Here is a 23,896-nt window from a genome sequence, read left to right as displayed (position 1 = left end):
GCAGCTAAACTTTCAATAGCTGCCAAAAACAAACAGAATGACTAAAAAATTTTCACATACACTGGATTGGGAAATCATTTCGAAATATTTAAGTGGCGAAATGACAGAATCGGAACAAGAGGTTTTCGAAGCGGAGATGGCGGTAAATCCTGGCTATGCTGAAGCAATAAAAGCTTCTGGAAAGGATTTGAAACATGCTGACCTATATTTTGCTGAAGAAGCTTTTGACTCGGAAAATGCATGGATGAATGTCAAAAAGAAAATTGTCCGCAAAAAAATTACAAACACAAAGCTTTCAATTTACAGACCTTCTCCATTCAAAACTTTTATGAGAGTTGCTGCCTCAATCATAATCCTGTTTGGTATTGGACTTTTAGCCCAAACTACCTACACGCATTTGTATCCAAACAAAACATTTGTTTGCGAATTAAATGAAACCAACAAGAGCATTACGCTTGAAGATGGATCTGTAATTACTCTTAACTCAAATTCAAAACTGATTTATCCAAAAAAATTCAAGGCTAACGAACGTCGGGTTGAATTAATTGGAGAAGCATTTTTCGATATTGCTAAAAATCCGAATAAGCCATTTGTTATTAAAGCTCAAGATGCCGAAGTTAAAGTTTTAGGAACTTCTTTTAATATTAATGCTGCAACTAATAATAAAGTTGAGGTGCTTGTTAAAACAGGAAAGGTGCAGTTTTCATCGATAAACAAACCAAGTAATAAACTTATTTTAATTCCTGGTGACTTTGCAAGTTTGCAAGAATCTAAACTTGAAAAAACAGTTACTCGGGATGATAACTATTTATCATGGAAAACTCGCCAAATAATCTTTAGAGATACAAAACTTCATGAGGTTGCCAGAGTTTTGGGCAGAACCTATCAAGTACAGATTCGTTTTCAGGAAGCTGAGCTTGAAAACCTAGCCCTGAATTCAACATTCGATCACGAACCTTTGGATAATATTCTAAACTATATGTGTAGCCCATTCAACCTGGTTTACGAAAAACAAGGCAAGATAATTTTGATTAAAAAAGCGAATTAATTTAGCCTTTCAACAAATATTCTACTTGGTAAGATAAACCAAGTAGAATAGAACTCAACCTATCCTCTCATTAAAAACGAATACATGTTTAAGCAAATCGCCCATACAATCATTAAAATACAGACAAAAAGCTCATTAATGATCTTTTGCCTATTACTGATTAGTATGGTCAGCTTAAGCCAAAACAAGGGGCTCAACCAAAAAATATCGATCAATCTAATTGATTTAAGTCTTGAAAACGCATTAGATTCCATTGCAAAAAAAACCAATACCTATTTCACCTACGATGCCAGTATTCTAATAGGAAAACCACGGGTTAATCTTGTTGCTGAAGATCAAATCCTAAAACTTGTATTAAGACAAATTATCCCCGATACAACCCTAAATTTTCAACTGATAAACAAACAAATCATCATCGTTCCTGCAAGCTTAAAAGAAAACATAGCCCAGAAGGTTTTAAGACCTCAATTGAAAACAAAAAAGATATCGGGACGGATTATTAATAAAAAAAACAAAAAAGCCCTGGCCTATGCAAATATTGGTTTGCGAGGCAAAACTGTTGGAACAATCAGTAATATTGATGGGGAGTTTCTACTAAATATACAAGCTGAACATTTTAACGATACCCTCGCCATCTCTTTTATCGGTTTTAAAAACACAGAAATTCCTTTAGCTCAAATAAGCAGCGATGAAATTACAGTTGAACTTCAGGAAGACTATATTTCATTACAAGAAGTCGTTATCCGAAATACCGCCCCACTTGCTTTACTTAAATCTGCCATTAATAATTTCGGGCAGAATTATCCCAAAAAGTCAAGCCTTTTAACAGCATTTTACAGGGAATCTGTCAGTAAGAATAAAAACTACATGATCTATCTGGAATCCATTCTTGATATTTATAAATCATCTTATCAATCAGGTAACCGAGTTGATATGGCAAAGGTTTTCCAATCGAGAAAAATTTATGACTCAAATCGATTAGATACCGTATCGCTACGTCTAAAAGGCGGTGTCGAAGGCTGTTTACAACTTGATATTGTAAAGAATAAAATTGATTTTCTCACACCCGAAAGTTTAGACTTTTATTATTTTCAGATGGATGGTATAAGTTCGTTTAACGATCATCCGGTGTATATTATTCGATTCCAACCCAAACCCAACCTAAAAGAGTTACTATTTGAGGGAACGATCTACTTAGACACCCGCAGTTTATCTATTATCAGAGCCGAATTCTCATACCCGCTAAAAAGGATTAATGAAACTAAAAATCAGTTTATTGCACAAAAATCATCCAAGACTAAAGTCAGACCACTAAGAATTGAATATGTCGTTTCTTATAAAAATATTAATGGAAAATATTATCTCAATCACACAAAAGGAAATCTGAAATTTAAGGTAAAACATAAACGTAAGTTCTTTTCCAAAACTTTCGAAACGTGCTTCGAGATGGCGGTAACTCAAGTGGATACGATCAATACTGAACGATTCAAATACAAAGAACGCTTACGACCTAGAACGGTAATGTCCAAAACCAGACTGCCTTATGATGCCGGATTTTGGGGAAGTCAAAATTATATTGAACCCGAAGAAAGTATACAGCAAGCATTGAAAAGAATTAATGCTAACATGCAACAAGTCGTCAAAAAAGAAGATTAACAATTGATTTGTATCATCGATGTGGAACTGCCCAACCTGTAAACGAACATTCAAAAGTAAAAATCAATATCATTCTTGTTTTGTAAGTGATAAAGCATATCATATGAAAAGAATGAATGAGAAGATTCAGTTAATTTTCGAGGCTCTTCTGACCCATCTCGACACATATGAAAGTATCAGTATTATTTATCTTAAGACCTGCGTTAAGATAAACACTCATGCGACCTTTCTATCCGTTTACACAAAACAAAACAATTTAGAACTTGAATTTCAGTTAGATCGCAAGGAAGATATTTTTCCCATTTCTTTTTGCCAAAGAATTTCGAAAAACCGGGTTTTACATCGAGTTGTCTTAGGAGAACTTTCTGAGTTCGATGATCAGATTAGAGCCTGGGTTAATGATGCCTATTGTTTGATCGAAAAAAAGACAACAGATAATTAATCAAAAAAAGAAGCTCACGATACATCAAAAGATTCTTGTATCTTTGTCACATCAAAAGCAAATAGCAGCTCTCGCTATTTTTAAGAAAAATTCAGAAACACATCAATGAGATTCAATCAATATAGCTTTAGTCCGGAGGTAAAAAACAACCTTGAAAATTTAGGATTCAAACGCCCTACAGATATACAATTCAAAGCAATCCCTCCTATCATGAAGGGTGAAGATGTTTTGGCAATTGCTCAAACAGGTACGGGTAAAACTGCGGCTTTTGCTATTCCAATTATCGATAAACTACATCGAAATAAAAAAAACAAGAAATCTGAAGGGATCAAAGCGGTTGTGATGGTACCTACTCGTGAACTTGCCATACAGATTACCGAGGTTTTTCAGGAAATCGGAAAAAAAACAAAAGTGACGAGTTTTTGTGTATTTGGAGGCGTAGAACAAGGACCACAAATTTCCAAATTGCAGGAAGGGATTGACATTCTGATAACCACGCCAGGGCGAATGTTCGATCTTGTAAACCAAGGCTACATTCACCTTTACGATGTCGAAACCCTGATTCTTGACGAAGCCGATCATATGCTTGATCTTGGTTTTATCAAAGACATTCAGGATCTGATTAAATATTTGCCTAAAAAAAGACAAACTCTATTTTTCTCTGCAACCATTAGTCCACGCATCAAGAAACTAGCTTATTCACTGGTTACCAAAGCCATTCGAATTCAGATTTCTCCTAAGGATCCTGTTTCAAAAAATGTGGAGCACACGGTTGGTTTTATTAAAATGGACGATAAACGTTTCTTCCTTGAACGTTTCATCAAAGACAATCCTGATAGTAAAATCCTGGTTTTTGTTAGAACTAAAGTTCGTGCCGAAAGAGTCTCTAAAGCCATGGAAAGAGTGAATATCAAAACTCTCACGATTCATGGTGATAAGGAACAAAAGGATCGTTTAACAGCACTCAAAGATTTTAAGACAGGAAACATCAAAGTTTTAATCGCTACCGATGTGAGTGCACGAGGCATTGATATTCCAAATGTTGATTACGTTGTGAATTACGATTTACCCGATGTAGACGAAAACTATGTACACCGAATTGGGCGAACCGGACGTGGGGTGCAAAAGGGAATTGCCATCTCATTTTGTAGTGATGAAGAAAAACTCATGCTCAGCGAAATTGAAGAATATATTGGAAAGAAAATATCAGTAATGGAAATCTCAAAAGAGGATTACTCAACCACTATCGATTTTTCAGAAGACTACTCCAAAAGTTTAAAAGAGCTCATGCAGGAAGCTGAAAGTTTTGAACTGGATACTAAAAAAGCAAAAGCTAAAAAAATTAAGAAGAAGCAGAAAAAGCAAAAAAAATAGTCTGCATCACATTTAATATCCCTAAAATTAAGCTCCGAGTTCCAATACCCGGAGTTTTTTTTGCATCAAATCCTGCAAATCCCCCCATCTAAACTGCTATTCCCATTCCAATTTATAAGCTTTACCGATTTTCAAAGAAGATTACTCAATATTTAGATTCCAATTTGTAAATTTACCTTCCAAACAAGACATAATTACATTGATATCTTTCATAGCCCAATGCATCTTTATTTTAATCAAATTGATTAACTTATGAAAAAGATATCAATTGATAAGAAAAAAACATGAAGCCAAATTTAAAACTCAGTATATCAGAAATACCTTTCAAAAGCAATCTTAGTTTTTTGCCTTTAATCAAGCGCCTGGAACAAGAAATTAAGAATGATAATGTTTATTCAGCTCAAGCACGTTTCATCTTATCACAAATAAAAGACTACCCTGTATTTCTTAAAGAATCTATCTCTCCTAAAGAACTTGCTAAATACGACAAACAAGTACGGATTCTAATGTCGTTTATTTATTCACCCCTTGAGTTAGAAACGACAATGAGCGGTACTGCAGCGCCACTTGATGACAAAGCTTTTTTTCAGTCGACCCTAAACAAAGAACTTGCTGCTGATGAAACCAAGAGTTTAATAATGATAGATGATTTTAATGATGATAAATGCATGCTGCTTTTCTCAAAGCTTATGTATGCTTACTCCATCATTCTAAAAGAATTTTATCACTCGGATATCAATATCGATTATTTCATTCGTTATCGATTGGATAATAAGTTAAATGGCTTGGTTAACTATTATAAATTCGATTTGGATTCCACCTATATTGATATCAAATACAAAGGCCAACTCACAGAACTATCTGAAAATGACATAAAAAAGCTTATTGACAATCCTTTAAACATGGATTTGTGGCTTGAAACATTACCTCTTGATCAGTTTGAATTTTCAGGCTTTACGAAATACAAGTATATTGATGTGACACACTTAGAGGTCATTTCTTCTCTCAAAACAGATTTACTTGAAAAATCCAGTATTATTAAACCTCTCAATTTTAAAAATCTAGAGCAAAATATTCGTTCCCTTTTCAGTAATCCACAATTACGATTAGGCATAATGGCTTTGAACATTAAAAACGGAGTCGTGCAAAACCGAACAGATTTTTGGCATGGCCTTTTGGGTAGTTCTGATTTCAACTGTTGTGATTATGAAAATTCCATATACGAGGAAGCTTTAAGAACAAAATTACCTGTGATTATCAACGATCTGTCTAATCACAAAAATATTGGACCAATTGAAAAAGGCATCCTTAGCAAGGGGATTAACAACATCATCTTAACACCATTGATCTTTGAAGATCAACCCATTGGAATTCTTGAAATTGGATCACCCAATGCTTATGATATCAAATTCACGAAGCTCAGAACGATTAAGGATTTAATGCCTGTCTTCTCAATAGCACTAATGCGATCGAGTAATGAACTTCAAACCAAAGTTCAAGCCACCATCAAAGAAGAATGCACAGCCATTCACCCTAGCGTTGAGTGGCGATTTGAGGACGCTGCCCACAATCTGCTTCAGCAACGTGTGACCGATGAAAACGCCAAGATGGAAGAAATTGTTTTCGATGAAGTGCATCCGCTTTATGGCGCAATTGATATTCGTAATTCATCTCAAGAACGAAACCACAGCATACAATGCGATTTATTGGAACAACTTAATTTAGCAAAAAAGGTCTTTATAGAAGCTTACCGTCTTAAAAAGATGCCTATATACGATCAGGTTATCTACAAAATTGAGGAGTACAGCAAAAGCATAGAAAAAGGACTATCATCAGGTGATGAATCCAATATACTCAACTTTATTCAGGAACATATCGACCCCTTATTTTTGCATCTTAATTTTAAAGATGAGCAATTGGAAGAAGCTATTTCCAAATATGAGAAGAGTCTTGATCCCGATTTAAAAATGGTATATAAATGCCGGAAGGATTTTGAAGATTCTCTTGCCATGATAAACAGTTGTGTCATTAAATACCTGGATAAAGAACAAGAAAAGGCACAACACATGTATCCTCATTATTTTGAGAAATACAGAACTGATGGCGTTGAGCACAATATATATATTGGTGAAGCAATCACTAAAGAACAAAGCTACAACCCAATGTATCTTAAAAATTTAAGATTGTGGCAACTTATTATCACTTGTGAAATGAGTCGTAAAACGGCAAAATTAAAGGCATCATTACCTGTCCCGCTGGATACAACTGCGCTCATTCTTGTCCACTCACAAAAACTATCAATCCGATTCCGACAGGATGAAAAGAAATTTGATGTAGACGGAGCCTATAACATTCGTTACGAGATTGTAAAAAAACGAATTGACAAAGCTGTCATCAAAGGTACAAATGAACGCCTGACACAACCTGGGAAAATATCAATTATCTTTTCACAGGGTAATGAAATGTTTGAATATCAACGCTATTTAGAGTATCTTATTTCCAAAGGCTATTTCGAGAATAAAATTGAGAATCTAGTCTTAGAAGATTTACAAGGCGTTTATGGATTAAGAGCCCTTCGTGTCACAATAAAGAAAGGTGAAAACGAGCCCAAAGACATTACAGAACTGGCTCAGGAAATCGAACTTGACAACTAATTTCAATACACACAAAAACACACTGAAACTCAACAACTTACCTAAATGCACCGAATAATACTTTCTTCTTTAATTTTATTACTTAGTCTAAATCTATCTGCTCAGATCAAGCAGGATAGCTTAAATGAGAACACACGCCCTAAAATTGGCTTGGTCTTAAGTGGTGGAGGTGCCAAAGGTTTTGCTCATATTGGTGTTCTTAAAGTGCTCGAAGAGTTAAATATGCCAATCGATTATATCTCGGGAACCAGCATGGGGAGCATTATTGGGGCTTTTTATGCCATGGGATATTCGGCTGCTGATATCGAAAAATTGGTCTTAACCCAAAATTGGGAAACACTGCTAAGTGATAAAATTTCGAGAAAGTACATTCATGTAAAAGACAAAATAAACCTAGATCGTTATGTGATCTCTTTCCCTATAAAACCCAAGGGAATTAGAATACCTGCAGGTATTGTTAAAGGACAAAACATTATCAATTTATTTGAAAGATACACAATTGAGTTTCATAATAAAACCGATTTCAAAACATTTCCAATCCCATTTGCCTGTATTGCAACAGATCTAGAAACTGGCGAGGCTGTAGTTCTTGATAAGGGCAATATTTCAGAAGCCCTAAGAGCAAGTATGGCAATCCCAACCATCTTCACACCTATCGAAATAGACGGACGCCTGTTGGCGGACGGAGGCATGGTTAATAATTTCCCCGTGGAGCAAGTCCTAAAAATGGGAGCTGATATCGTTATTGGTGTTGATGTGCAAACTGGACCTAAAGAGAAGGAAGAACTTCATTCAATTGAAGATATCATCAACCAAACTGTCAGTTTGATGGCAAAGAAAGAATTCGAAAAGAATAGAAAACTCTGTGATATTTACATCAAGCCAAATATAAAAAAATATTCAATTGCAGATTTTCAAAAAGCTGATAGCCTGATTTATTTAGGTGAAAAGAAAGCCAAAGAACAGAAAAGTACTCTGCAACAGCTCATAGATAAATACCAACTCGTTCAAACACAAAACCAAAACTACCCAGTCGCTTCAGAATCAAGTGAATTTTTCATTGACAATATCCAAATCAATGGTCTAAAACATGTTCGAAAATCAACTCTTTTAGGAAAACTTAATCTTGAAACAAGGAATTGGATTTCGTTAAAAAAAATTCAGCAGGGAATTAATCGTGCCTATGGGAGTAAATATTTTGATAAAGTTAGCTTTCAACTACTGGGGGGAAATGAAAAAACACTTGTAATTGATGTTAAAGAACGCAGAACCAATCGTTTTAATATCGGAATGCATTACGACGATGATAACAAAGCATCGGTTCTTCTAAATACAACCTTTCAAAATAAAATACAAGATGGATCGAGCCTTTCTTTAGATTTAAAATTATCTGAAAATCCCCGTTTTACAGCAACATACAATCTGGATAATGGTTTAAAACCAGGCTATCAACTAAAACTCGATATAAACGATGCTGAAGTATTTGATTTTCAAGATGGCGAAAAAGTAGGCAGTTACGATCTAAAATACTTAAAATTAGATGCAAATATTCACTCTACTTTTAGAGAATCCTACTCAATAGGATTTGGTGGGAAAATGGAGCTCTATCGGGTCTCAACCAAAATTTCAATTCCATTCGTCGATGAATCTGACGAAGATTATTACTTCACCTACTACTCATTCATTAATATGGATTCGCATGAAAGGGCTTACTACCCTAAAAGGGGTTTCAGCTTATATGGGGAGTACAAACTCATCACGAATAATGGCTCAACACTTGATGACAATGGCCGACCAGCTTCAGTAGCCTATTTGAAAGCACAAAAAGCAATATCTCTTAGTCAAAGGTTGACTCTTTATCCTAAATTCTATGGTCGTATCATATGGGGAAAAAACATTCCAACAGTCTTTCTAACCTACACAGGTGGACTTGATCAAACCAATTATTTCGATATCCAAACACCTTTTGTTGGATTAAGACGAATGGAAATTGCATCTAAAAACTCCTTTGTTTTTCGCACTGACATCCAATTTGAATTATTCAAAAACAATTATTTAATTCTTAAACCCAATATTGGGAAAGTTGTTGACAACATTAACAGTGCCCTAACTGAAGGTCGTTGGGTTAAAGGTGTTGGTTTAACATACTCTTATAATTCTCTGGTTGGCCCCATGGAAGTGACACTTAGTCTTTCAGATATTGAAAAGAAAGTGCGTGGCTTTATCAATTTAGGTTATTGGTTTTAGAAATTTCTTCTGTCAATTTTCGCTTTGACAATTTGATGAACCTAAACATAAATAAGATTGAAGCCGTTCCCAATCCAACTGGTAAGCCCCACCATATACCAACTTCTTTTAATCCAAAGGTAAATGCACAGAGATAACCCGTAGGCAGGGATACTATAAAATAAGCGATAAAGGTGTAAAGTGTTGGCATATTAACATCAGACATCCCTCTCAAGATACTGCCAAAAACAATCTGCAAACCATCGAATAACTGGTAAATGAGCATTACAACGATAAACTGTGCCGCTAAAGCGATAACAAGTGGATCATCAGAGAATAAGGTTGGAAGTTGATTCCTGAGAAAAAGAAAGACTAAACCAATAACAATAACCATCAATACAACCAGATGAATGGCTGCCCAGCCTGCTTGTCGCATCTCCTCTATTTTGTTTTCCCCAAAAAGAGAAGAGACCCTGATTGTTGTGCTTGATGCAATCCCCAAATAGACCATAAAACTAATCGTAGAAATGCTCAAAACAACTTGATGAGCTGCTAATCCGGCAACACTGATCCACCCCATCATAATGGTGCTCAGCATAAAAGCTGAAGCTTCCATCACCAGCTGTGCTCCAATTGGAACTCCCATTTTCCATATCTTAAAGAAGTCATTAATCGCAAACTGTGCCGTTGCAATAATTTCACCATAAGGTTTGAAACTTTTCCCCCTTCTAAAAACATAAAAGAAGCTAACAGCCATGAAAATTCTGGAAATCAAAGTGCCATAACCAGCACCATTCAATCCCATTGCAGGCAAACCCAATTTCCCATTGATGAGAATATAATTGCATATGATATTGACCAGGTTGGCAATCAGAACGATATTCATCGCGACTTTCGTATTGGCTAAGCCTTCACAAAATTGCTTGTAACCCATAAAAACCATCATGGGCAAAATTGAGAAACTGATAATCCACAAGTAAGTTCGTGCCGGAAGAATCACATTAGCCGCCTGCCCCATCTGATCCATAAACAAGCTGATCATATAAGTCACAAGACTTAAAAGGACCCCCATGCTCAAAACCGCCCACATAGACGACTTGAACCAGGCACCAACCTGATTCATCTCATAGTTTCCTCTTGCCTTACCAACAAGAGGGGTGATGGCATATGAAAAACCAGTTCCCAAAACAATGACTAACCAAAAAATGGTATTTGCAAATGATGCTGCAGCCAGCTCCAGTGTTCCCACATGGCCAATCATCATATTATCGATTACCCCAACAGTAACCTGCCCCAACTGAGCCAAAATCACCGGGATACCTAGTTTTATCAGCCCCTTGTAATGCGATTGATATAATTGAAAATATGAACGAATTGCTTGACTTGCCATTGCTTCTGATAAGTGTATAAAACTAAGTATTACAAGAGAATATCGTAATATTCAAATGGCCTGCAAAGGTAAATGAAATGGTGGGATATTATAATCCGATAAGACTTATTTGAAGATCCTGTTTAAATAAATTCTGCCTCTGTCCAATTATTCTCATTGTAAACCTCAATCCCATTATCAAGAAGCAATTGGGACGTTAATCCATTGCCTTCGATCAGTTTTCCGGAGAATGTCCCATCGTAGATAAAACCACAACCACATGAGGGGCTATTGGCTTTCAGAATAACTTTTTCGACATCACAAGCCTTACAAATTTCCATTACTCGTTGCGCTCCTTTTTTAAATGCATCAGAACAATCTAATCCTGATTTTGTCTGCACTTTCTCACTCCCATTAGCGTCACCAACAATCTCACAAGCATCACGAGGCGTACTTAATCCACCCAATACTTCCGGGCATACAGGCATTATTCGTCCTGAATCAACCAAAGTTTCAAGCTCCGGTATTTTACTACTACTCCCATTGTATCTACAATTAATTCCGAGTAGACATGCACTAACTAAGTATATTTTATGAGACATTAAACGGCTTTTATAATATAAGTTACAACTCCCCAAATAACAAAATCGTTGTCCTGAGTGACCTTTATTGGATCAAACTTTTCGTTTTCAGGCATCAAAAGAATATGATCTTTCTCTATTCTAAGGCGCTTCACGGTAAATTCACCATCAATAAAACAAACCGCTATTCTATTGTTACGAGGCTCCAGACTTCTATCAATAACAAGAAGATCACCATCGTGAATATTAGCCCCTATCATACTCGAACCTTCAACTCTGGCATAAAATGTAGCTTCCTTATTCTTTATAAGTTCCTTATCAAGGCTTATTTTTGTTTCTATAAAATCATCAGCTGGACTTGGAAAACCAGCCTGAACTTTAGCACTAACAAAAGGAAGCAATAGTTTTTCTTTGCTCGATGGAATAAAAAATTGGAGTTTGCTTTCTTTAGTCATTCAATTTTATTTTTAAGATATCGCTAAATTTCGTAGTAAACGAAGGCGATAATTTTTCCTGCTTCATTTTCCACGTTCGTTTGGGATCCTGACAAGCCAACTTTACGGTACTATCCTTATACCGATTATTCAATGCATCCATCACTTTATGCAAAAGTGTGTGCTTCGGATTTTCACCTGAAAAAAGAGATAACTGTTTTTGCGATTCATCAACAAGGTCGAGAACAACCACACCAGCTTTCTTATAGGCGTAGCCCTCGCGGTAAATCTTTTTCAGAGCTTGTGTTGCAAACTTCACCAGATCGATACTCGAATTGGTTGCATAAGGAACATGAATAGCCAAAGAATTCTGATATTGCGGCAAATGTTTTTGATGCTTACTGGTTTGAATAAAAACCATCAACGCTGAACAAGAAGATCCTTGTTTTCGAAGCTTCTCAGCGCAACTAACCGTAAACGTTGCGACACGTTCCCTGATTTCTTCATAATCACTTGTTGTCCTTTCAAAGGTTCGTGTTGTAGAAATTGACTTTTTGGTCTGCCATTGCTCCATTTGTATCGAGGGGATACCCATCAAATCATGTTTCAGACGCAAACCCACGACTGAAAACTCCTTCCGAACCCAATGATCAGCCCTTTGAATAAAATCATAACCCGTTTTAACATCGTAAGCCCTGAGTTTTTTCCCGTGTTGTCGGCCTATTCCCCAAATATCTTCTACAGCTACCCACTTAAGCGCTTTTTCACGTTTTTCATCACTATCAATAAGATAAACACCATGGGTCCGATCGCTGTATTTTTTTGCAATTCGATTGGCTAGTTTTGCTAATGATTTTGTTGGGCCTAAACCGATACATACAGGAATACCCGTCCATTTTTCCACCTTCGCTTTTATTTCTCTGGCATAGTCATCTAAATTGACATAATCGTAACCATGCAAATCAAGAAAAGCCTCATCGATACTGTATATTTCCATTTCAGAAGCAAAACCTGATAAAATGGTCATTACTCGCTGACTCAAATCGCCATATAAAGCATAGTTTGAAGAAAAAACAGAAACCTCTTTCTCTTCAAACAACTTTTTAAACTTATAAGCTGCTGCTGCCATTGGAATCCCCAGATCTTTGGCTTCCTGACTCCGTGCAATAACACAGCCATCGTTGTTTGATAAAACAACAATAGGTTTGCCGTTGAGAGAAGGCTTAAATACCCGCTCACATGAAGCATAAAAGTTATTGCAATCGACTAAAGCATACATAGCACAAAGGTAGTAGATAATTGCCATATGGTGCTTATTTCAGGCAACTGAAGACAATAAAATTAAATGCTATGTAAGACACAAATAATAAATGAAATCTAAATTTAACAGACAATCTTTTGTCAGTAAAATGTTGATACCGATATTTGCAAAGACTATTCTATCAAATGAAGTCATTTACAAACACACTAAAAAAATACAATGAGCATAAAAGGAATCGTATTCGATTTGGACGGGACACTTGCTGATTCTATTGAAGATATTGCAGATTCAATGAATCAAGTTTTGGAAGAACAAAATCTGGCTACACACAATATAGAGACTTACAAAACATTTGTAGGAAACGGAATTCGCAAACTGGTAAAAAGATCCTTACCTGAAAGCTTAAGAACAGAAGAGCATTTCTCTGGGAACTTGGATAGAATGCTCGAGGTTTATGAAGCGAATTGCATCAATAAAACAAAACTTTATCCGGGTGTTGCCCATCTTCTTGATCAACTCAATGATAAAGGAATTAAAATTGCGGTTTTTTCTAACAAGGCCAACCATCTAACTCAAAAAGTAGTCAAAGTTCTTCTTGCGAAATGGAATGTTGAATTCGTAATTGGAGCTGGCGATGAGGTTGCCAGAAAACCCGATCCTCAGGGAGCTTTAATGGCCGCTAAAAAAATGAGCTTATCTCCCAAGGAACTCATGTTTGTGGGCGATTCAGGAGTGGATATGGAAACGGCCAAAAATGCTGGAATGTACGGTGTTGGCGTATTATGGGGATTCCGTGATGCCGAAGAATTGAAAGCTAATGGAGCTAAAGAAATTATTAGCGAAGCTTCAGAACTCTTAAATCATATTTAAAATAGCAGAAGACAGGTTACTTATTATAGAAACCTGTCTTTTTTACTTTTATTTCAATACGATGACTTTTCGGTTCACAACAGAACCATCAATATTCATTTTTAAAACATAGAGTCCAGCAGGAAATAATCTTAAATCAAGATCGATAAAAGAATTGTATTTCGTTACAAAACCACTCAAACGCTCTGCGCCTCGCGTATCATAGAGCCACCAATCAATCCGATCAAACAAAACAGCTTTGAGGTCGACTCTGGTTTTTACATTCTTACTTGGGTTTGGATAAATCACGAGCTCTGAATCATAAGATGTATTCACTTCTTTTGTCAGACTTCTGTCTCCACAGGCATTGTTTACAGTCAATTTCACCCTATACTTACCTGCATTCTTATACACATGACTCGGATTTGTTGACGTAGAGCTCTGTCCATCACCAAAATCCCATAGATAACTAACAGCGTTCTTTGAAGCATCTTTAAAATCAAAACTTTTTTGCTTAAACAAATAAGTAAAATCAGGCTCTGTCTCATTAACAACTACCAAGCTGGTAAATTCATTCAATATCAGATCACCCTTGGTGTAAACCAAACTAATTGTTTTAATTCCGGATGTAGCATACTGCACTTTATGTGGCCCTGCAGTCGTAGCAGTTTTCGGATTCGCATCGTCTCCAAAATCCCAGAAATAACTATCGTAATCCATACCAAAATCAAAGGAAATATCCACCTCAGATTCCACACAAGCTATACTCTTATCCGTTTGAATAGAGGGATTGTATCCATCCAAAACAAGCACACCTGTATCATCGGGATCTAACCAATATTTCAATTGATTTTCTTTGGCAGGATAAGTATCCCAACTTGCAGAAAACTTAGCAAAATAATCATCCACAGAATTTGAACAACTGGCATCTCCCCCCGTAAGATCACCTATCACTCTATGGTTGGTATCAAACAAGGGTGAACCCGATGATCCCCCTTCGGTTGTACCCACCTCCCAATTCTCAATATGCCAATGCGTATTATCATCGAAAGTGTAATCCGAATCGGTGTAAGTGTCTGTTGAAGGCGGATTATAATCTATCGATATTTTTTTCACATCACCACTGGGATGATGAATACAAACCGTTTGATTGGGAACACTTCCAGATCGATCCCAACCGGCATAATAAGGCTGATAAATAGATGGTGGTATGGCACTCATTTCCAATAAGGAAAAATCCAAATGTGTTGTTGTCGCTCTCAAAGTCGAACCCGAAATGGTTTGAGTCTTGGAGCCAGATACACCATCACAAACATCAGCTTCATAATTAAAATAAAAGATTGCCTGTTCGGCAATGGCCTCTTCACTAATCACATGATGAGCTGTTAAGATATAAGGACGCCCGTCTTTCTTTGAATTGTTTATTAAGGTTCCTGTCGCAATCCATCCGCCATACGTCATATGACAGACAGCATGCTTCTCAATTTGCCAGGTCAATCCCTCCGGACAATTTATATTAACATTACAACTACCGGACGCACTTTTGACTTGTGAACTTTTAGAATCCAAAAGTTTAAAGATGTTCTTATAGTCGTGATAAACTTTTCCGAGTTTAAGCTCCGCTTTAAACTCCGGATTCAGAGGCTCAATATATTCAATAATCAGTTCGTCCCCCTCCAAAGGCTCGATTGCAAATCGTCCTGAAGCTTTATTATTTTTTTCTGTATAAGCTCCCAACACCCTATCGCTAGTATAATTATAAACAAACAATTGCCCTCCCTTTGGCAAACGAAACCGATCAAAAACCAAATTTAACGAATAGGCCCCCGGCGAGGATATAGCTAAATTCCAAACGCGTTGCCCATTCGACAAAACAGTCCATTTCCCTGAATTCTCAGTCGTTTTATTCAAAACAAACTCATGGGCAAATTTATCATGTTTTAACCTTGAATGAGACTCACCCGCTCTCTCCGATTTAATTCTGAGCATATTTTCAACTGGCATAACCAAAGTTTCAAACTTCATTGTATTGGCAATCGACTTAAAATAAGGATTGCCTCCATGAGAAATCTGAGCCATTAAGGGATGGGTTGATAACAGAATAATTATAAAGCTTAGGTAGCTTAAAAATTTTAAGCGCATAGATGTAGATGTTTGTTGATAGAAGGCTAAAATAATCATTTTATAATGATACGCGAGACTCAAACAAAAAAAGCCCCATCAATATGGGGCAATTCCTTCTTAGTAAGGTTAATTTTAGTCCTCATCAAACTCATCCTCAGACCCTCTATCAAACTGAATTTCCAACTTTACTTTTTGCTTGGCTTCATGTAAGGCAAGCATGTAAAAAAGATCCTGCAGATCGGAAGAGGTAACCCGCTCAGCCAAATCCCAATAAAACATAAACGTTGCTTTTTCTTTCTCCATAGCCATTAATAAAGCCTCATCATAACTCGGGTTTTCGTTGGAGTAGTCCACATTGGCAATATAGTGGTCTGTTCTTAACTCTTTTATCTGATCATAAGAATTGTGATCAAAATTGCCACTTATTCGTATGGCCTCCAACTTAAGAATGTGTTTCTGCTTCTCAAGGGCAATATCTCTAAACAGCTCTTCAACCTTAGGGACTCTCATTTTATCTGCCAAATCGTTATAAAAATCCACCTCCCCTTGCTCTTGCTCTATAGCAAAATTCAAAACCTCGTCTAAACTATTATATTTTTCCATAACAACATGTATTAAATAAGAACGAAGTGATTACAATCAGAACAGAAATTCTAATTATCATATAAAATAAATTCATCATATTCAATTTCCAACTTTAACTTTTGACGTGCTTCTTGATTCGCCAGACTTAAAAATGTTTGTTTGCAAGTTGTATCCGTAGAACAATCTGCCAATTCCTGATAAAGTATGAATTTCTCTTTTTCTTTGTTCATAGCCATTATCAAGGCTTCCTGATAAGACAAATTTCTTTTTGTAAAATCAATTTCAGAAAAAGACCCCGCTATTTTCAAATCTTGTACGCAGTCTACATCCAATAGAAAACCAATATCTTTCATATTTTCCAACTGAAGCATACGAGCCGTTTTTTCAAGGGCAATACTTCGAAACAGTTGCTTAACATTCTTCCTTTCCATTGTTTCGGCTAGTTCTGAATAAAATTGAATTTCATTCATCTCACTGTCAATTGCAAAGTCAATGATTTCCTTAAAATCTCTAAAAATTTTCATTGTAAATTATTTTTTTTAACGTGAATTTTATTCAACCTCGAATAGCCTTGTGTATAAAATAATTCGCATTTACGAAAAGTTACGAAATATTAAATCTTGGAACAAGAGCTTTTACACCAGCCACTTAAGCTTTTCTTAAAAATTGATCTCAATAAAACTTAAGGCATTATCGTAATTTGGTTAAATTTGTGATTCAATAAATCACAGAACTATGAGTAAAACAAAAGCATGGATACATGCCTTTAGACTGAGAACACTTCCCTTGGCTCTATCCAGCATTATTCTGGGCAGTCTTATAGCAGCGTCATATAATCAGTTCAATTCAATTATATTTATCCTAGCCATCACAACCACCCTTTTTCTTCAGATTCTTTCGAATTTAGCCAACGACTTAGGTGATTCTATTTCAGGAGCAGATAATGCTAATCGTGTTGGGCCCGAAAGAGCTGTACAAAGTGGTGATATTAGCAAAAAGGAAATGAAAAACATGCTTTATGTTTTCATAACTATCTCTTTAACAAGTGGTTCTTTTTTGATCTACGAAGCGGCTCAAATCATTAATCTACAAGAGGCACTTGTTATTTTTGCAATAGGTATTTTGGCAATTTTAGCCGCTATCAATTATACAATTGGGAAAAATCCATATGGCTATATGGGCTTTGGCGACCTCTTTGTTTTCATCTTTTTTGGTTTAGTTGGCGTTCTTGGCTGCTATTTCCTGCATACCGGAGATCTTCACTGGGATATTTTACTCCCAGCCAGCTCTGTCGGCCTTTTAAGCACTGGTGTGCTCAACCTAAACAATATGCGCGACATTGAAAATGATGCACAAACCGGTAAAAGAACCTTAGTTGTAAAAATTGGCTCAAAAGCAGCAAAAAATTACCATCTCATTATTCTTAGCTTAGCCATGTTGCTTGCTATCGCCTATAGTATAATTCATTACAAATCGATTTTTCAATTTATCTATCTTTTGAGTTTCCCTCTCATCATACGTCATATGAACACCGTCATAAAAAATGACGAACCTCAAAAATTAGATCCTGAATTAAAAAAATTAGCGATATCTTGTTTCTTATTCAGTCTAACTTTTGGAATTGGAACTCTCTTATAATTTTATATTTATTCTCAAACGATGCTGGTATCCGACTTTCATTATTACCCTTTAGATTTTAAACGTCCCAGTGGCACTTCTCGTGGAATACTCACAAAAAAGGAAGCTTGGATTGTTCGCATATGGGATGAACAAAATCCTGAAATTAAGGGGATTGGCGAATGCTCAATCATTAGAGGATTAAGTTCTGATGACAGAGAAAACTACGAAGATAAAATTCACGAGGTTTGCCAGAACATCGACAAAATAGAAAACTATTTTATTAGCGATTTAACCGAATGGCCATCTCTTTATTTTGGTTTCGAAATGGCTTTAAGGGATTTGAGAAATGGTGGGAAACGTCTTCTTTTCGATTCTGATTTCACAAATAATGAAGCACAAATCCCCATAAATGGCTTGGTTTGGATGGGCGATAAAGCTTACATGCAACAGCAAGTCCAGGAGAAGATTGATACAGGTTTCAATTGTATCAAGTTAAAAATTGGGGCCATTAATTTTGATGAAGAACTCAGCATTATCCAATCAATCCGAGAGAAGTTTTCAGCTAAAGAAATTGAAATCCGCGTCGATGCCAATGGTGCCTTTCATCCTGATGATGCCATAAACAAACTCAAAGCACTCGCAGACTTTGATATTCATTCCATAGAACAACCCATAAAAGCAGGCAACTGGGAAGCTATGGCAGAACTTTGTAAGATAACGCCACTGCCTATTGCTTTGGATGAAGAATTAATCGGAATTTACAAACTCGAAGACAAAATTGAATTAATCCGACAAATACAACCACAGTATATTATTTTAAAACCAAGTTTGGTTGGTGGTTTTAAAGGCAGCCAGGAATGGATTGATATTGCCAATAAAAATGCAATTCCCTGGTGGGCCACATCTGCCCTTGAATCTAATATTGGCTTAAATGCTATTGCACAGTGGGTATATACACTCAACAATCCAATGCCCCAAGGCTTGGGGACAGGGCAACTCTTCACCAATAATATCGAATCGCCACTTGAAGTTACAGAAGGCCACTTAATTTACAATCAATCCAAAAAATGGGATCTTAATGAACAGCTTGAAGCTTAATTTTCATCAACTCAATCGAACTCAGCTATTGGCGCTTTGCAACGAACAAAATCAGATCTGTAAAGCGCAATGGCAAAAGGATATTTATGCCTTTATTCTGGAGTGGTTCGATGAAAATCTTTATGTTCAAGCTAAAACGTCAGGATCAACAGGAGCTCCAAAACCAATCAATCTGGAAAAAGAGAAGATGATACAGTCTGCAAAAATGACGGGCGAATTCTTCAAATTTGAAAAGGGACAGACGGCCCTTCTTTGCTTATCTCCCCAATTTATTGCGGGAAAAATGATGCTTATTCGTGCCATAATCTGGCAAATGCAACTGATCTGTGTCAAGCCCGATGGCCATCCCCTTAACGGACTCCATTCTCCAATCGATTTTGCTGCAATGATTCCTCTTCAGGTTCAAAACAGCATACATAATACGGATCAAATTCAATTGATCAAATCCATCTTAATTGGAGGTGGTGCTGTTGATCAAAAGTTAAACAAGAAAATCCAAAACCTCAGCTCACATTGTTATGCCAGTTTCGGAATGACCGAGACCCTTTCGCATATCGCGATAAAAAACTTAAATGGCCTTGATAAATCGGATACATATAAAGCTCTAAATGGTGTAACCCTTTCTACAGACAAAAGAGAGTGTTTAGAAATTGATGCTCCCAGACTATTAAATCAAAGGATCACAACGAATGATATCGTAAAACTCATCTCCAATTCAGAATTTGAATGGCTTGGAAGATTTGATCACGTTATAAATTCAGGAGGAATAAAATTATTCCCTGAACAAATTGAAGAAAAGCTGAATCCTTTTATAAATGAGCCATTCTTTCTTATTGGCATTCCAGACGAACACCTGGGTGAAAAAATGATTCTTATAATTGAATCAAAGAACAAAAGCATCGAGAAAAAAAAGAAGATTCAGGCTAAAGTTGATGCTTATTTAGAAAAATTCCAACGTCCACGCGATATTTTTTTCCTTTCAAAATTTGAGCGCACTTTAACCAATAAGATTCAACGAAAAGCCAGCCTGGCAAGACTTACAGAAGAGGATTAATTGATACAAATTAACAGTATCTTACAAGTCCAAAAATCACTCTTATTTGTTCCAAATAAGTATTAGCCTACTTCCAAAAAAAAACAACCCCACATCAACAATTAATAATCAACACATTAAGACCGATCATAAAAGTCTCCATATGTACATATCTGATATATAACATATTTGTATATTCTTATAGTTAGTATTTTACACATGAATTGATAACAACTAATATTCAAATATTATTTACCTATGAAAATGAGATCAAAATTTCTTATTTCAGCTTCCCTGCTTTTGGCTGGAATAATTACAACACAATCAGCCAGCGCTACAGATGGCTATTTTAGCCTTGCTTACGGTACACAAAACAAAGGTATGGCCGGAGCTGGTATCGCTTGGTACAAAAACTCACTCATTAATGGTAACCCTGCTTCTTTAGTGAAACTTGGTAACCAATACCAATTTGGTGTTAACATGTTTAACCCAAACCGTGAATACACTGTTACCGGAAACCCTTCTATGATGGATGGTACATTTGGTTTAGCTCCCGGAACTGTCGAAAGTGATAGCAAAGTCTTTTTCATGCCAACATTTGGTGCCAACTGGTTATTAAATGAGAAAAGCAGTTTCTCTGTAGCTGTATATGGTAATGGCGGTATGAATACAGACTATGCACCTAAAAATGGTTTTGGAACTTTCGGTATGCCAAACGCTGATACAGGTGTTGATTTGGGACAATGTTTCCTAAACTTAAGTTATGCCTACCAAGTAAGTGAAAAGCATAGTTTTGGGGTGACAGCAATTGCGGCTTACCAATATTTCGAAGCTAAAGGATTAGGCGCTTTTGGCATGAATGGTATGTCTAGCGACGCAACGAAATTAACAGACAATGGCCACGATAATGCTTATGGTTTAGGTTTTAAATTAGGGTATTTAGGCCAACTAACTGAAAAACTAAGTGTTGGTGCCAGTTACCAGACGATGGTTTATATGAGTGAATTTGACGACTATGCCGGACTTTTTGCTGAACAAGGTGATTTCAATATTCCATCAACCTGGACAGTAGGTCTAGCATATCAGGCTAATGAAAACTGGGTATTTGCAGCTGACTTCAAACGCATCAACTATACTGATATAGCATCAGTTTCAAACCCAATGGATCCAATGGCTCTTGCTCCAATGATTCCCGATGGCGCAGGTGGATACAACCCAAATCCAAATTATGTCCCTCTGGGATCAGATAACGGTGCTGGTTTTGGATGGGAAGATATTAATTGTTACAAAATTGGTGCTGAATATTCAGGAATTGAAACCTGGACTTTAAGAGCAGGATACTCACATTGTGACCAACCTATTCAAAAATCAGAAGTTCTATTTAATATCCTAGCTCCTGGTGTCATGTGCGATCACATTACTTTAGGTTGTTCTAAAGAATTAAATGAAAAAGGGAATGCCTTACATTTTGCTCTTGTTTATGCGCCAGAATGTTCAGTTAAAGGTTATAACCCTATGGACTTCGATGCAGAACAAGCAATGCAAGGTAAAATGGTACCAAACCAGACTATTGAAATTAAAATGAGTCAGATCGAATTGGAAATTGCCTATTCATTCTAATCAATATTTTATTAGAGAATATAATTCTCAATCCACAAAAAACGCCACATTATGATGTGGCGTTTTTTTATAAATGAATCTCAATGCTTAAAACATCAGATCGAACTTTAGTTCAAAGTCGTTATAAATGGTCTTATCACCCAGATTATCGAAGAATGAACCCGAACCATACTTTATGCCGAACAAAGTACGATCAATAACCATTACACCACTCATATGAAAAGAGTCGCCGTGCTGATGAGAGTCAACTTCAAATTCCAAGGGTTTAGTAATCCCTTTTATACTAATCTCACCTTTTACCAAAACTTTACCATTCTGTAATTTCTTACTTTCCTTAACTACAAACTTTGACTCAGGGAAGTTAGAAACACCAAAAAAATCGTCAGACTTGAGATGCTTTTCAAGATCACCACGATATTTATCACTTGTAATATCGGTGTTTTTAATACTGGTCATATCCATTACAAATTCGCCCCCTACAATTTTGGATCCATCCATCTGCAAACTACCCGATTTAAATACCACTGTTCCATGATGCTCCCCAGTTACTTTCTTCCCAGTCCATTCTACTTTACTGTCATCAATCTTTAAACTCATACTTTTTTGAGCATTCACATTGGTATTCACCAATAAAGCACCCATTACAAATGCCAGTCCTAATAGTATTCTTTTTGTTTTCATAGTATTTGAATTAATTACCCATCCTTTTATTTAAACTAAATTTAAATATACTCCTATTTTGAGATATGAAAAAGTAATATTTGTTAAGCACTTGTTAATCTTCACTTAAGCTTCCCCTTCAAAAGGGGAAAGTGATTTTTTCAGAAAAACCTCTAAAAAAACTTGTAATATAAATCTCAGAATGCCTATATTTGCAGGGTCTTTGAGACAAAACGGACGTGTAGCATAACTGGATAGTGCACCTCGTTACGGCCGAGGAGGTTGGGGGTTCGAATCCCTCCATGTTCACCTAGATTATAGAGAATCTTCCAATAAACTTGGAAGATTTTTTTTTGCAATAAAATTTATGGATGAGAACCCATAGGGGTTCGTAATACATTAATGAGCGAGGAACGAGCGAATAATCCCTCCATGTTCACAACAAACTCATCAGGAAACTGGTGAGTTTTTTTTATACGCAAATTTTAAAATCCTAAATGAAATGAGAACCGGGGGCGCAATATATTCATGACGAATAAAATGAGGAAAAATCCCTCCATGTTCACTTAAAAAACACAGGGAGACGAATGAGTTTTTCATAGTCATAATTTAGATATCGAAAAAAAATAGCGAAATTAAAACCGTAGTCTAATTTCAAGTTTAAATGACATGTCTGCTCAAAAAACAAATCTCTATTTCATTGCTCTTATTCCTCATATGGAACTGAGGGGGAAAATTGAGGTTCTGAAAAAGGAAATGAAGGAACGATTTAATGCCAAACATGCCTTAAAATCCCCTGCACACATCACCCTGCAAATGCCTTTCAGAAGCAGCAATAAAATAGAACAATCGTTAATCAAGACTTTAGGCGAATTTGCAGCCCTACAAGACAGTTTTAAAATAAGTATATCAGGTTTTGACTGCTTTAAGCCTAGAGTTATTTTTGTAAAGGTTTCTGACCACACTCCCATCATAGCCCTTCATGCCAAACTCATTCCTGATTTGAGTACAAAAGTTGAGATTGGCAAAAAGGAAATCAGTCAAAACATTCATCCTCATATGACCATTGCCACAAGAGATTTAAGTACGCAGAACTTCAATAAAGCCTGGGGTGAATTTAAGAACAGGGAATTTGAAGCCTCCTTTTTGTGCAAAAGTCTATTTCTCTTAAAACACAATGGGAAATTTTGGGATATTTTCCAGGAATTTGATTTTAAAAATCAATAAATACCATACTAATCAGGCATAATCCCAAACTGTAA

At 36.2% G+C, this 23,896-nt stretch carries 20 protein-coding genes and 1 tRNA gene; 13 read left to right on the top strand and 8 right to left on the bottom strand.

Annotated elements, in window-relative coordinates; translation table 11 throughout:
• Window positions 1-37 precede the first annotated feature (37 nt).
• The 6 genes from EV201_RS00325 to EV201_RS00300 all read left to right on the top strand — a co-directional run bounded on the left by EV201_RS00325 (window position 38) and on the right by EV201_RS00300 (window position 9,421).
• Window positions 38-1,048 carry a FecR family protein gene (locus EV201_RS00325; protein ID WP_130305417.1) on the top strand — a complete coding sequence of 337 codons (1,011 nt, stop codon included), beginning with the start codon at window positions 38-40 and terminating at the stop codon, window positions 1,046-1,048.
• Between the two features lie 138 nt (window positions 1,049-1,186).
• Window positions 1,187-2,704: a DUF5686 and carboxypeptidase-like regulatory domain-containing protein gene (locus tag EV201_RS00320; protein WP_165389546.1), complete on the top strand. Its 1,518-nt coding sequence runs from the start codon at window positions 1,187-1,189 to the stop codon at window positions 2,702-2,704.
• 103 nt (window positions 2,705-2,807) lie between these two features.
• A complete protein-coding gene (locus EV201_RS00315) occupies window positions 2,808-3,146 on the top strand; it encodes a DUF5655 domain-containing protein (RefSeq protein ID WP_130305415.1) in 339 nt (112 codons plus the stop codon).
• Window positions 3,147-3,251: 105 nt separating this feature from the next.
• Window positions 3,252-4,520 (top strand): DEAD/DEAH box helicase, encoded by a 1,269-nt coding sequence (locus EV201_RS00310; protein WP_130305414.1) that lies wholly within the window; start codon window positions 3,252-3,254, stop codon window positions 4,518-4,520.
• A gap of 284 nt (window positions 4,521-4,804) precedes the next feature.
• Window positions 4,805-7,174 (top strand): GAF domain-containing protein, encoded by a 2,370-nt coding sequence (locus EV201_RS00305; protein ID WP_130305413.1) that lies wholly within the window; start codon window positions 4,805-4,807, stop codon window positions 7,172-7,174.
• Between the two features lie 45 nt (window positions 7,175-7,219).
• Window positions 7,220-9,421 carry a patatin-like phospholipase family protein gene (locus EV201_RS00300; RefSeq protein ID WP_130305412.1) on the top strand — a complete coding sequence of 734 codons (2,202 nt, stop codon included), beginning with the start codon at window positions 7,220-7,222 and terminating at the stop codon, window positions 9,419-9,421.
• Here the strand turns inward: EV201_RS00300 and EV201_RS00295 are convergent.
• The 4 genes from EV201_RS00295 to EV201_RS00280 all read right to left on the bottom strand — a co-directional run bounded on the left by EV201_RS00295 (window position 9,399) and on the right by EV201_RS00280 (window position 13,090).
• Entirely contained in the window at window positions 9,399-10,790 is a 1,392-nt protein-coding gene (locus EV201_RS00295) for an MATE family efflux transporter (RefSeq protein ID WP_130305411.1), read from the bottom strand. The two genes, EV201_RS00300 and EV201_RS00295, sit on opposite strands and share 23 nt — an antisense overlap.
• 122 nt (window positions 10,791-10,912) lie before the next feature.
• Window positions 10,913-11,371, bottom strand: a complete 459-nt coding sequence (locus EV201_RS00290; RefSeq protein ID WP_130305410.1) for a 2-thiouracil desulfurase family protein — start codon at window positions 11,369-11,371, stop codon at window positions 10,913-10,915.
• A complete protein-coding gene (locus EV201_RS00285; RefSeq protein ID WP_130305409.1) occupies window positions 11,371-11,805 on the bottom strand; it encodes a LexA family protein in 435 nt (144 codons plus the stop codon). Before EV201_RS00285 ends, EV201_RS00290 begins: the two co-directional genes overlap by 1 nt.
• Complete coding sequence (locus tag EV201_RS00280; protein WP_207224355.1) at window positions 11,798-13,090, bottom strand: Y-family DNA polymerase; 1,293 nt, start codon at window positions 13,088-13,090, stop codon at window positions 11,798-11,800. The genes EV201_RS00285 and EV201_RS00280 overlap by 8 nt, the downstream gene beginning before the upstream one ends.
• Window positions 13,091-13,264: 174 nt before the next feature.
• Here EV201_RS00280 and EV201_RS00275 point away from each other — a divergent pair, with 174 nt between their 5' ends.
• Window positions 13,265-13,915 (top strand): HAD family hydrolase, encoded by a 651-nt coding sequence (locus tag EV201_RS00275; protein ID WP_130305408.1) that lies wholly within the window; start codon window positions 13,265-13,267, stop codon window positions 13,913-13,915.
• Window positions 13,916-13,963: 48 nt separating this feature from the next.
• Here the strand turns inward: EV201_RS00275 and EV201_RS00270 are convergent, their stop codons facing one another.
• The 3 genes from EV201_RS00270 to EV201_RS00260 form a co-directional block, all read right to left on the bottom strand.
• Window positions 13,964-16,036 carry a PKD domain-containing protein gene (locus tag EV201_RS00270; RefSeq protein ID WP_165389545.1) on the bottom strand — a complete coding sequence of 691 codons (2,073 nt, stop codon included), beginning with the start codon at window positions 16,034-16,036 and terminating at the stop codon, window positions 13,964-13,966.
• Between the two features lie 114 nt (window positions 16,037-16,150).
• Window positions 16,151-16,621 carry a ferritin family protein gene (locus EV201_RS00265; protein ID WP_130305406.1) on the bottom strand — a complete coding sequence of 157 codons (471 nt, stop codon included), beginning with the start codon at window positions 16,619-16,621 and terminating at the stop codon, window positions 16,151-16,153.
• A 50-nt stretch (window positions 16,622-16,671) separates the two neighbouring features.
• A complete protein-coding gene (locus EV201_RS00260; protein ID WP_130305405.1) occupies window positions 16,672-17,127 on the bottom strand; it encodes a ferritin-like domain-containing protein in 456 nt (151 codons plus the stop codon).
• A 211-nt stretch (window positions 17,128-17,338) separates the two neighbouring features.
• Between EV201_RS00260 and EV201_RS00255 the strand changes: the two genes are divergently transcribed.
• From EV201_RS00255 to EV201_RS00240, 4 genes are all read left to right on the top strand, one after another.
• A complete protein-coding gene (locus tag EV201_RS00255) occupies window positions 17,339-18,241 on the top strand; it encodes a 1,4-dihydroxy-2-naphthoate polyprenyltransferase (protein ID WP_130305404.1) in 903 nt (300 codons plus the stop codon).
• 21 nt (window positions 18,242-18,262) lie between these two features.
• Complete coding sequence (gene menC / locus EV201_RS00250) at window positions 18,263-19,321, top strand: o-succinylbenzoate synthase (protein ID WP_130305403.1); 1,059 nt, start codon at window positions 18,263-18,265, stop codon at window positions 19,319-19,321.
• A complete protein-coding gene (locus EV201_RS00245; protein WP_130305402.1) occupies window positions 19,302-20,375 on the top strand; it encodes an AMP-binding protein in 1,074 nt (357 codons plus the stop codon). The genes menC and EV201_RS00245 overlap by 20 nt, the downstream gene beginning before the upstream one ends.
• Before the next feature lie 237 nt (window positions 20,376-20,612).
• Window positions 20,613-21,974 carry an OmpP1/FadL family transporter gene (locus EV201_RS00240; RefSeq protein ID WP_130305401.1) on the top strand — a complete coding sequence of 454 codons (1,362 nt, stop codon included), beginning with the start codon at window positions 20,613-20,615 and terminating at the stop codon, window positions 21,972-21,974.
• Between the two features lie 87 nt (window positions 21,975-22,061).
• Here EV201_RS00240 and EV201_RS00235 read toward each other — a convergent pair whose 3' ends face one another.
• Window positions 22,062-22,655 carry a YceI family protein gene (locus EV201_RS00235; protein ID WP_130305400.1) on the bottom strand — a complete coding sequence of 198 codons (594 nt, stop codon included), beginning with the start codon at window positions 22,653-22,655 and terminating at the stop codon, window positions 22,062-22,064.
• 214 nt (window positions 22,656-22,869) lie between these two features.
• On the opposite strand from EV201_RS00235, the gene EV201_RS00230 reads away from it, so the two are divergent.
• Both EV201_RS00230 and EV201_RS00225 read left to right on the top strand, forming a co-directional pair.
• Window positions 22,870-22,943: transfer RNA gene (locus tag EV201_RS00230), tRNA-Arg, on the top strand.
• A gap of 360 nt (window positions 22,944-23,303) precedes the next feature.
• Window positions 23,304-23,861 (top strand): 2'-5' RNA ligase family protein, encoded by a 558-nt coding sequence (locus tag EV201_RS00225; RefSeq protein ID WP_130305399.1) that lies wholly within the window; start codon window positions 23,304-23,306, stop codon window positions 23,859-23,861.
• Window positions 23,862-23,896 lie beyond the last annotated feature (35 nt).

Origin of the sequence: Ancylomarina subtilis (genome assembly GCF_004217115.1) — a bacterium.
Classification (GTDB): domain Bacteria; phylum Bacteroidota; class Bacteroidia; order Bacteroidales; family Marinifilaceae; genus Ancylomarina; species Ancylomarina subtilis.
This window is presented reverse-complemented; position numbering and strand designations above follow the sequence as displayed.

What these genes read in the sequence shown, in the direction of transcription:
- EV201_RS00280 (WP_207224355.1), bottom strand. Translation starts at nt 13,090, where the DNA reads ATGGCAATTATCTACTACCTTTGTGCTATGTATGCTTTAGTCGATTGC.
- EV201_RS00320 (WP_165389546.1), top strand. Translation starts at nt 1,187, where the DNA reads ATGATCTTTTGCCTATTACTGATTAGTATGGTCAGCTTAAGCCAAAAC.
- EV201_RS00305 (WP_130305413.1), top strand. Translation starts at nt 4,805, where the DNA reads ATGAAGCCAAATTTAAAACTCAGTATATCAGAAATACCTTTCAAAAGC.
- EV201_RS00295 (WP_130305411.1), bottom strand. Translation starts at nt 10,790, where the DNA reads ATGGCAAGTCAAGCAATTCGTTCATATTTTCAATTATATCAATCGCAT.
- EV201_RS00300 (WP_130305412.1), top strand. Translation starts at nt 7,220, where the DNA reads ATGCACCGAATAATACTTTCTTCTTTAATTTTATTACTTAGTCTAAAT.
- EV201_RS00310 (WP_130305414.1), top strand. Translation starts at nt 3,252, where the DNA reads ATGAGATTCAATCAATATAGCTTTAGTCCGGAGGTAAAAAACAACCTT.
- EV201_RS00240 (WP_130305401.1), top strand. Translation starts at nt 20,613, where the DNA reads ATGAAAATGAGATCAAAATTTCTTATTTCAGCTTCCCTGCTTTTGGCT.
- EV201_RS00225 (WP_130305399.1), top strand. Translation starts at nt 23,304, where the DNA reads ATGTCTGCTCAAAAAACAAATCTCTATTTCATTGCTCTTATTCCTCAT.
- EV201_RS00265 (WP_130305406.1), bottom strand. Translation starts at nt 16,621, where the DNA reads ATGGAAAAATATAATAGTTTAGACGAGGTTTTGAATTTTGCTATAGAG.
- EV201_RS00270 (WP_165389545.1), bottom strand. Translation starts at nt 16,036, where the DNA reads ATGCGCTTAAAATTTTTAAGCTACCTAAGCTTTATAATTATTCTGTTA.
- EV201_RS00315 (WP_130305415.1), top strand. Translation starts at nt 2,808, where the DNA reads ATGAAAAGAATGAATGAGAAGATTCAGTTAATTTTCGAGGCTCTTCTG.
- EV201_RS00275 (WP_130305408.1), top strand. Translation starts at nt 13,265, where the DNA reads ATGAGCATAAAAGGAATCGTATTCGATTTGGACGGGACACTTGCTGAT.
- EV201_RS00325 (WP_130305417.1), top strand. Translation starts at nt 38, where the DNA reads ATGACTAAAAAATTTTCACATACACTGGATTGGGAAATCATTTCGAAA.
- EV201_RS00285 (WP_130305409.1), bottom strand. Translation starts at nt 11,805, where the DNA reads ATGACTAAAGAAAGCAAACTCCAATTTTTTATTCCATCGAGCAAAGAA.
- EV201_RS00255 (WP_130305404.1), top strand. Translation starts at nt 17,339, where the DNA reads ATGAGTAAAACAAAAGCATGGATACATGCCTTTAGACTGAGAACACTT.
- EV201_RS00260 (WP_130305405.1), bottom strand. Translation starts at nt 17,127, where the DNA reads ATGAAAATTTTTAGAGATTTTAAGGAAATCATTGACTTTGCAATTGAC.
- menC (WP_130305403.1), top strand. Translation starts at nt 18,263, where the DNA reads ATGCTGGTATCCGACTTTCATTATTACCCTTTAGATTTTAAACGTCCC.
- EV201_RS00245 (WP_130305402.1), top strand. Translation starts at nt 19,302, where the DNA reads ATGAACAGCTTGAAGCTTAATTTTCATCAACTCAATCGAACTCAGCTA.
- EV201_RS00235 (WP_130305400.1), bottom strand. Translation starts at nt 22,655, where the DNA reads ATGAAAACAAAAAGAATACTATTAGGACTGGCATTTGTAATGGGTGCT.
- EV201_RS00290 (WP_130305410.1), bottom strand. Translation starts at nt 11,371, where the DNA reads ATGTCTCATAAAATATACTTAGTTAGTGCATGTCTACTCGGAATTAAT.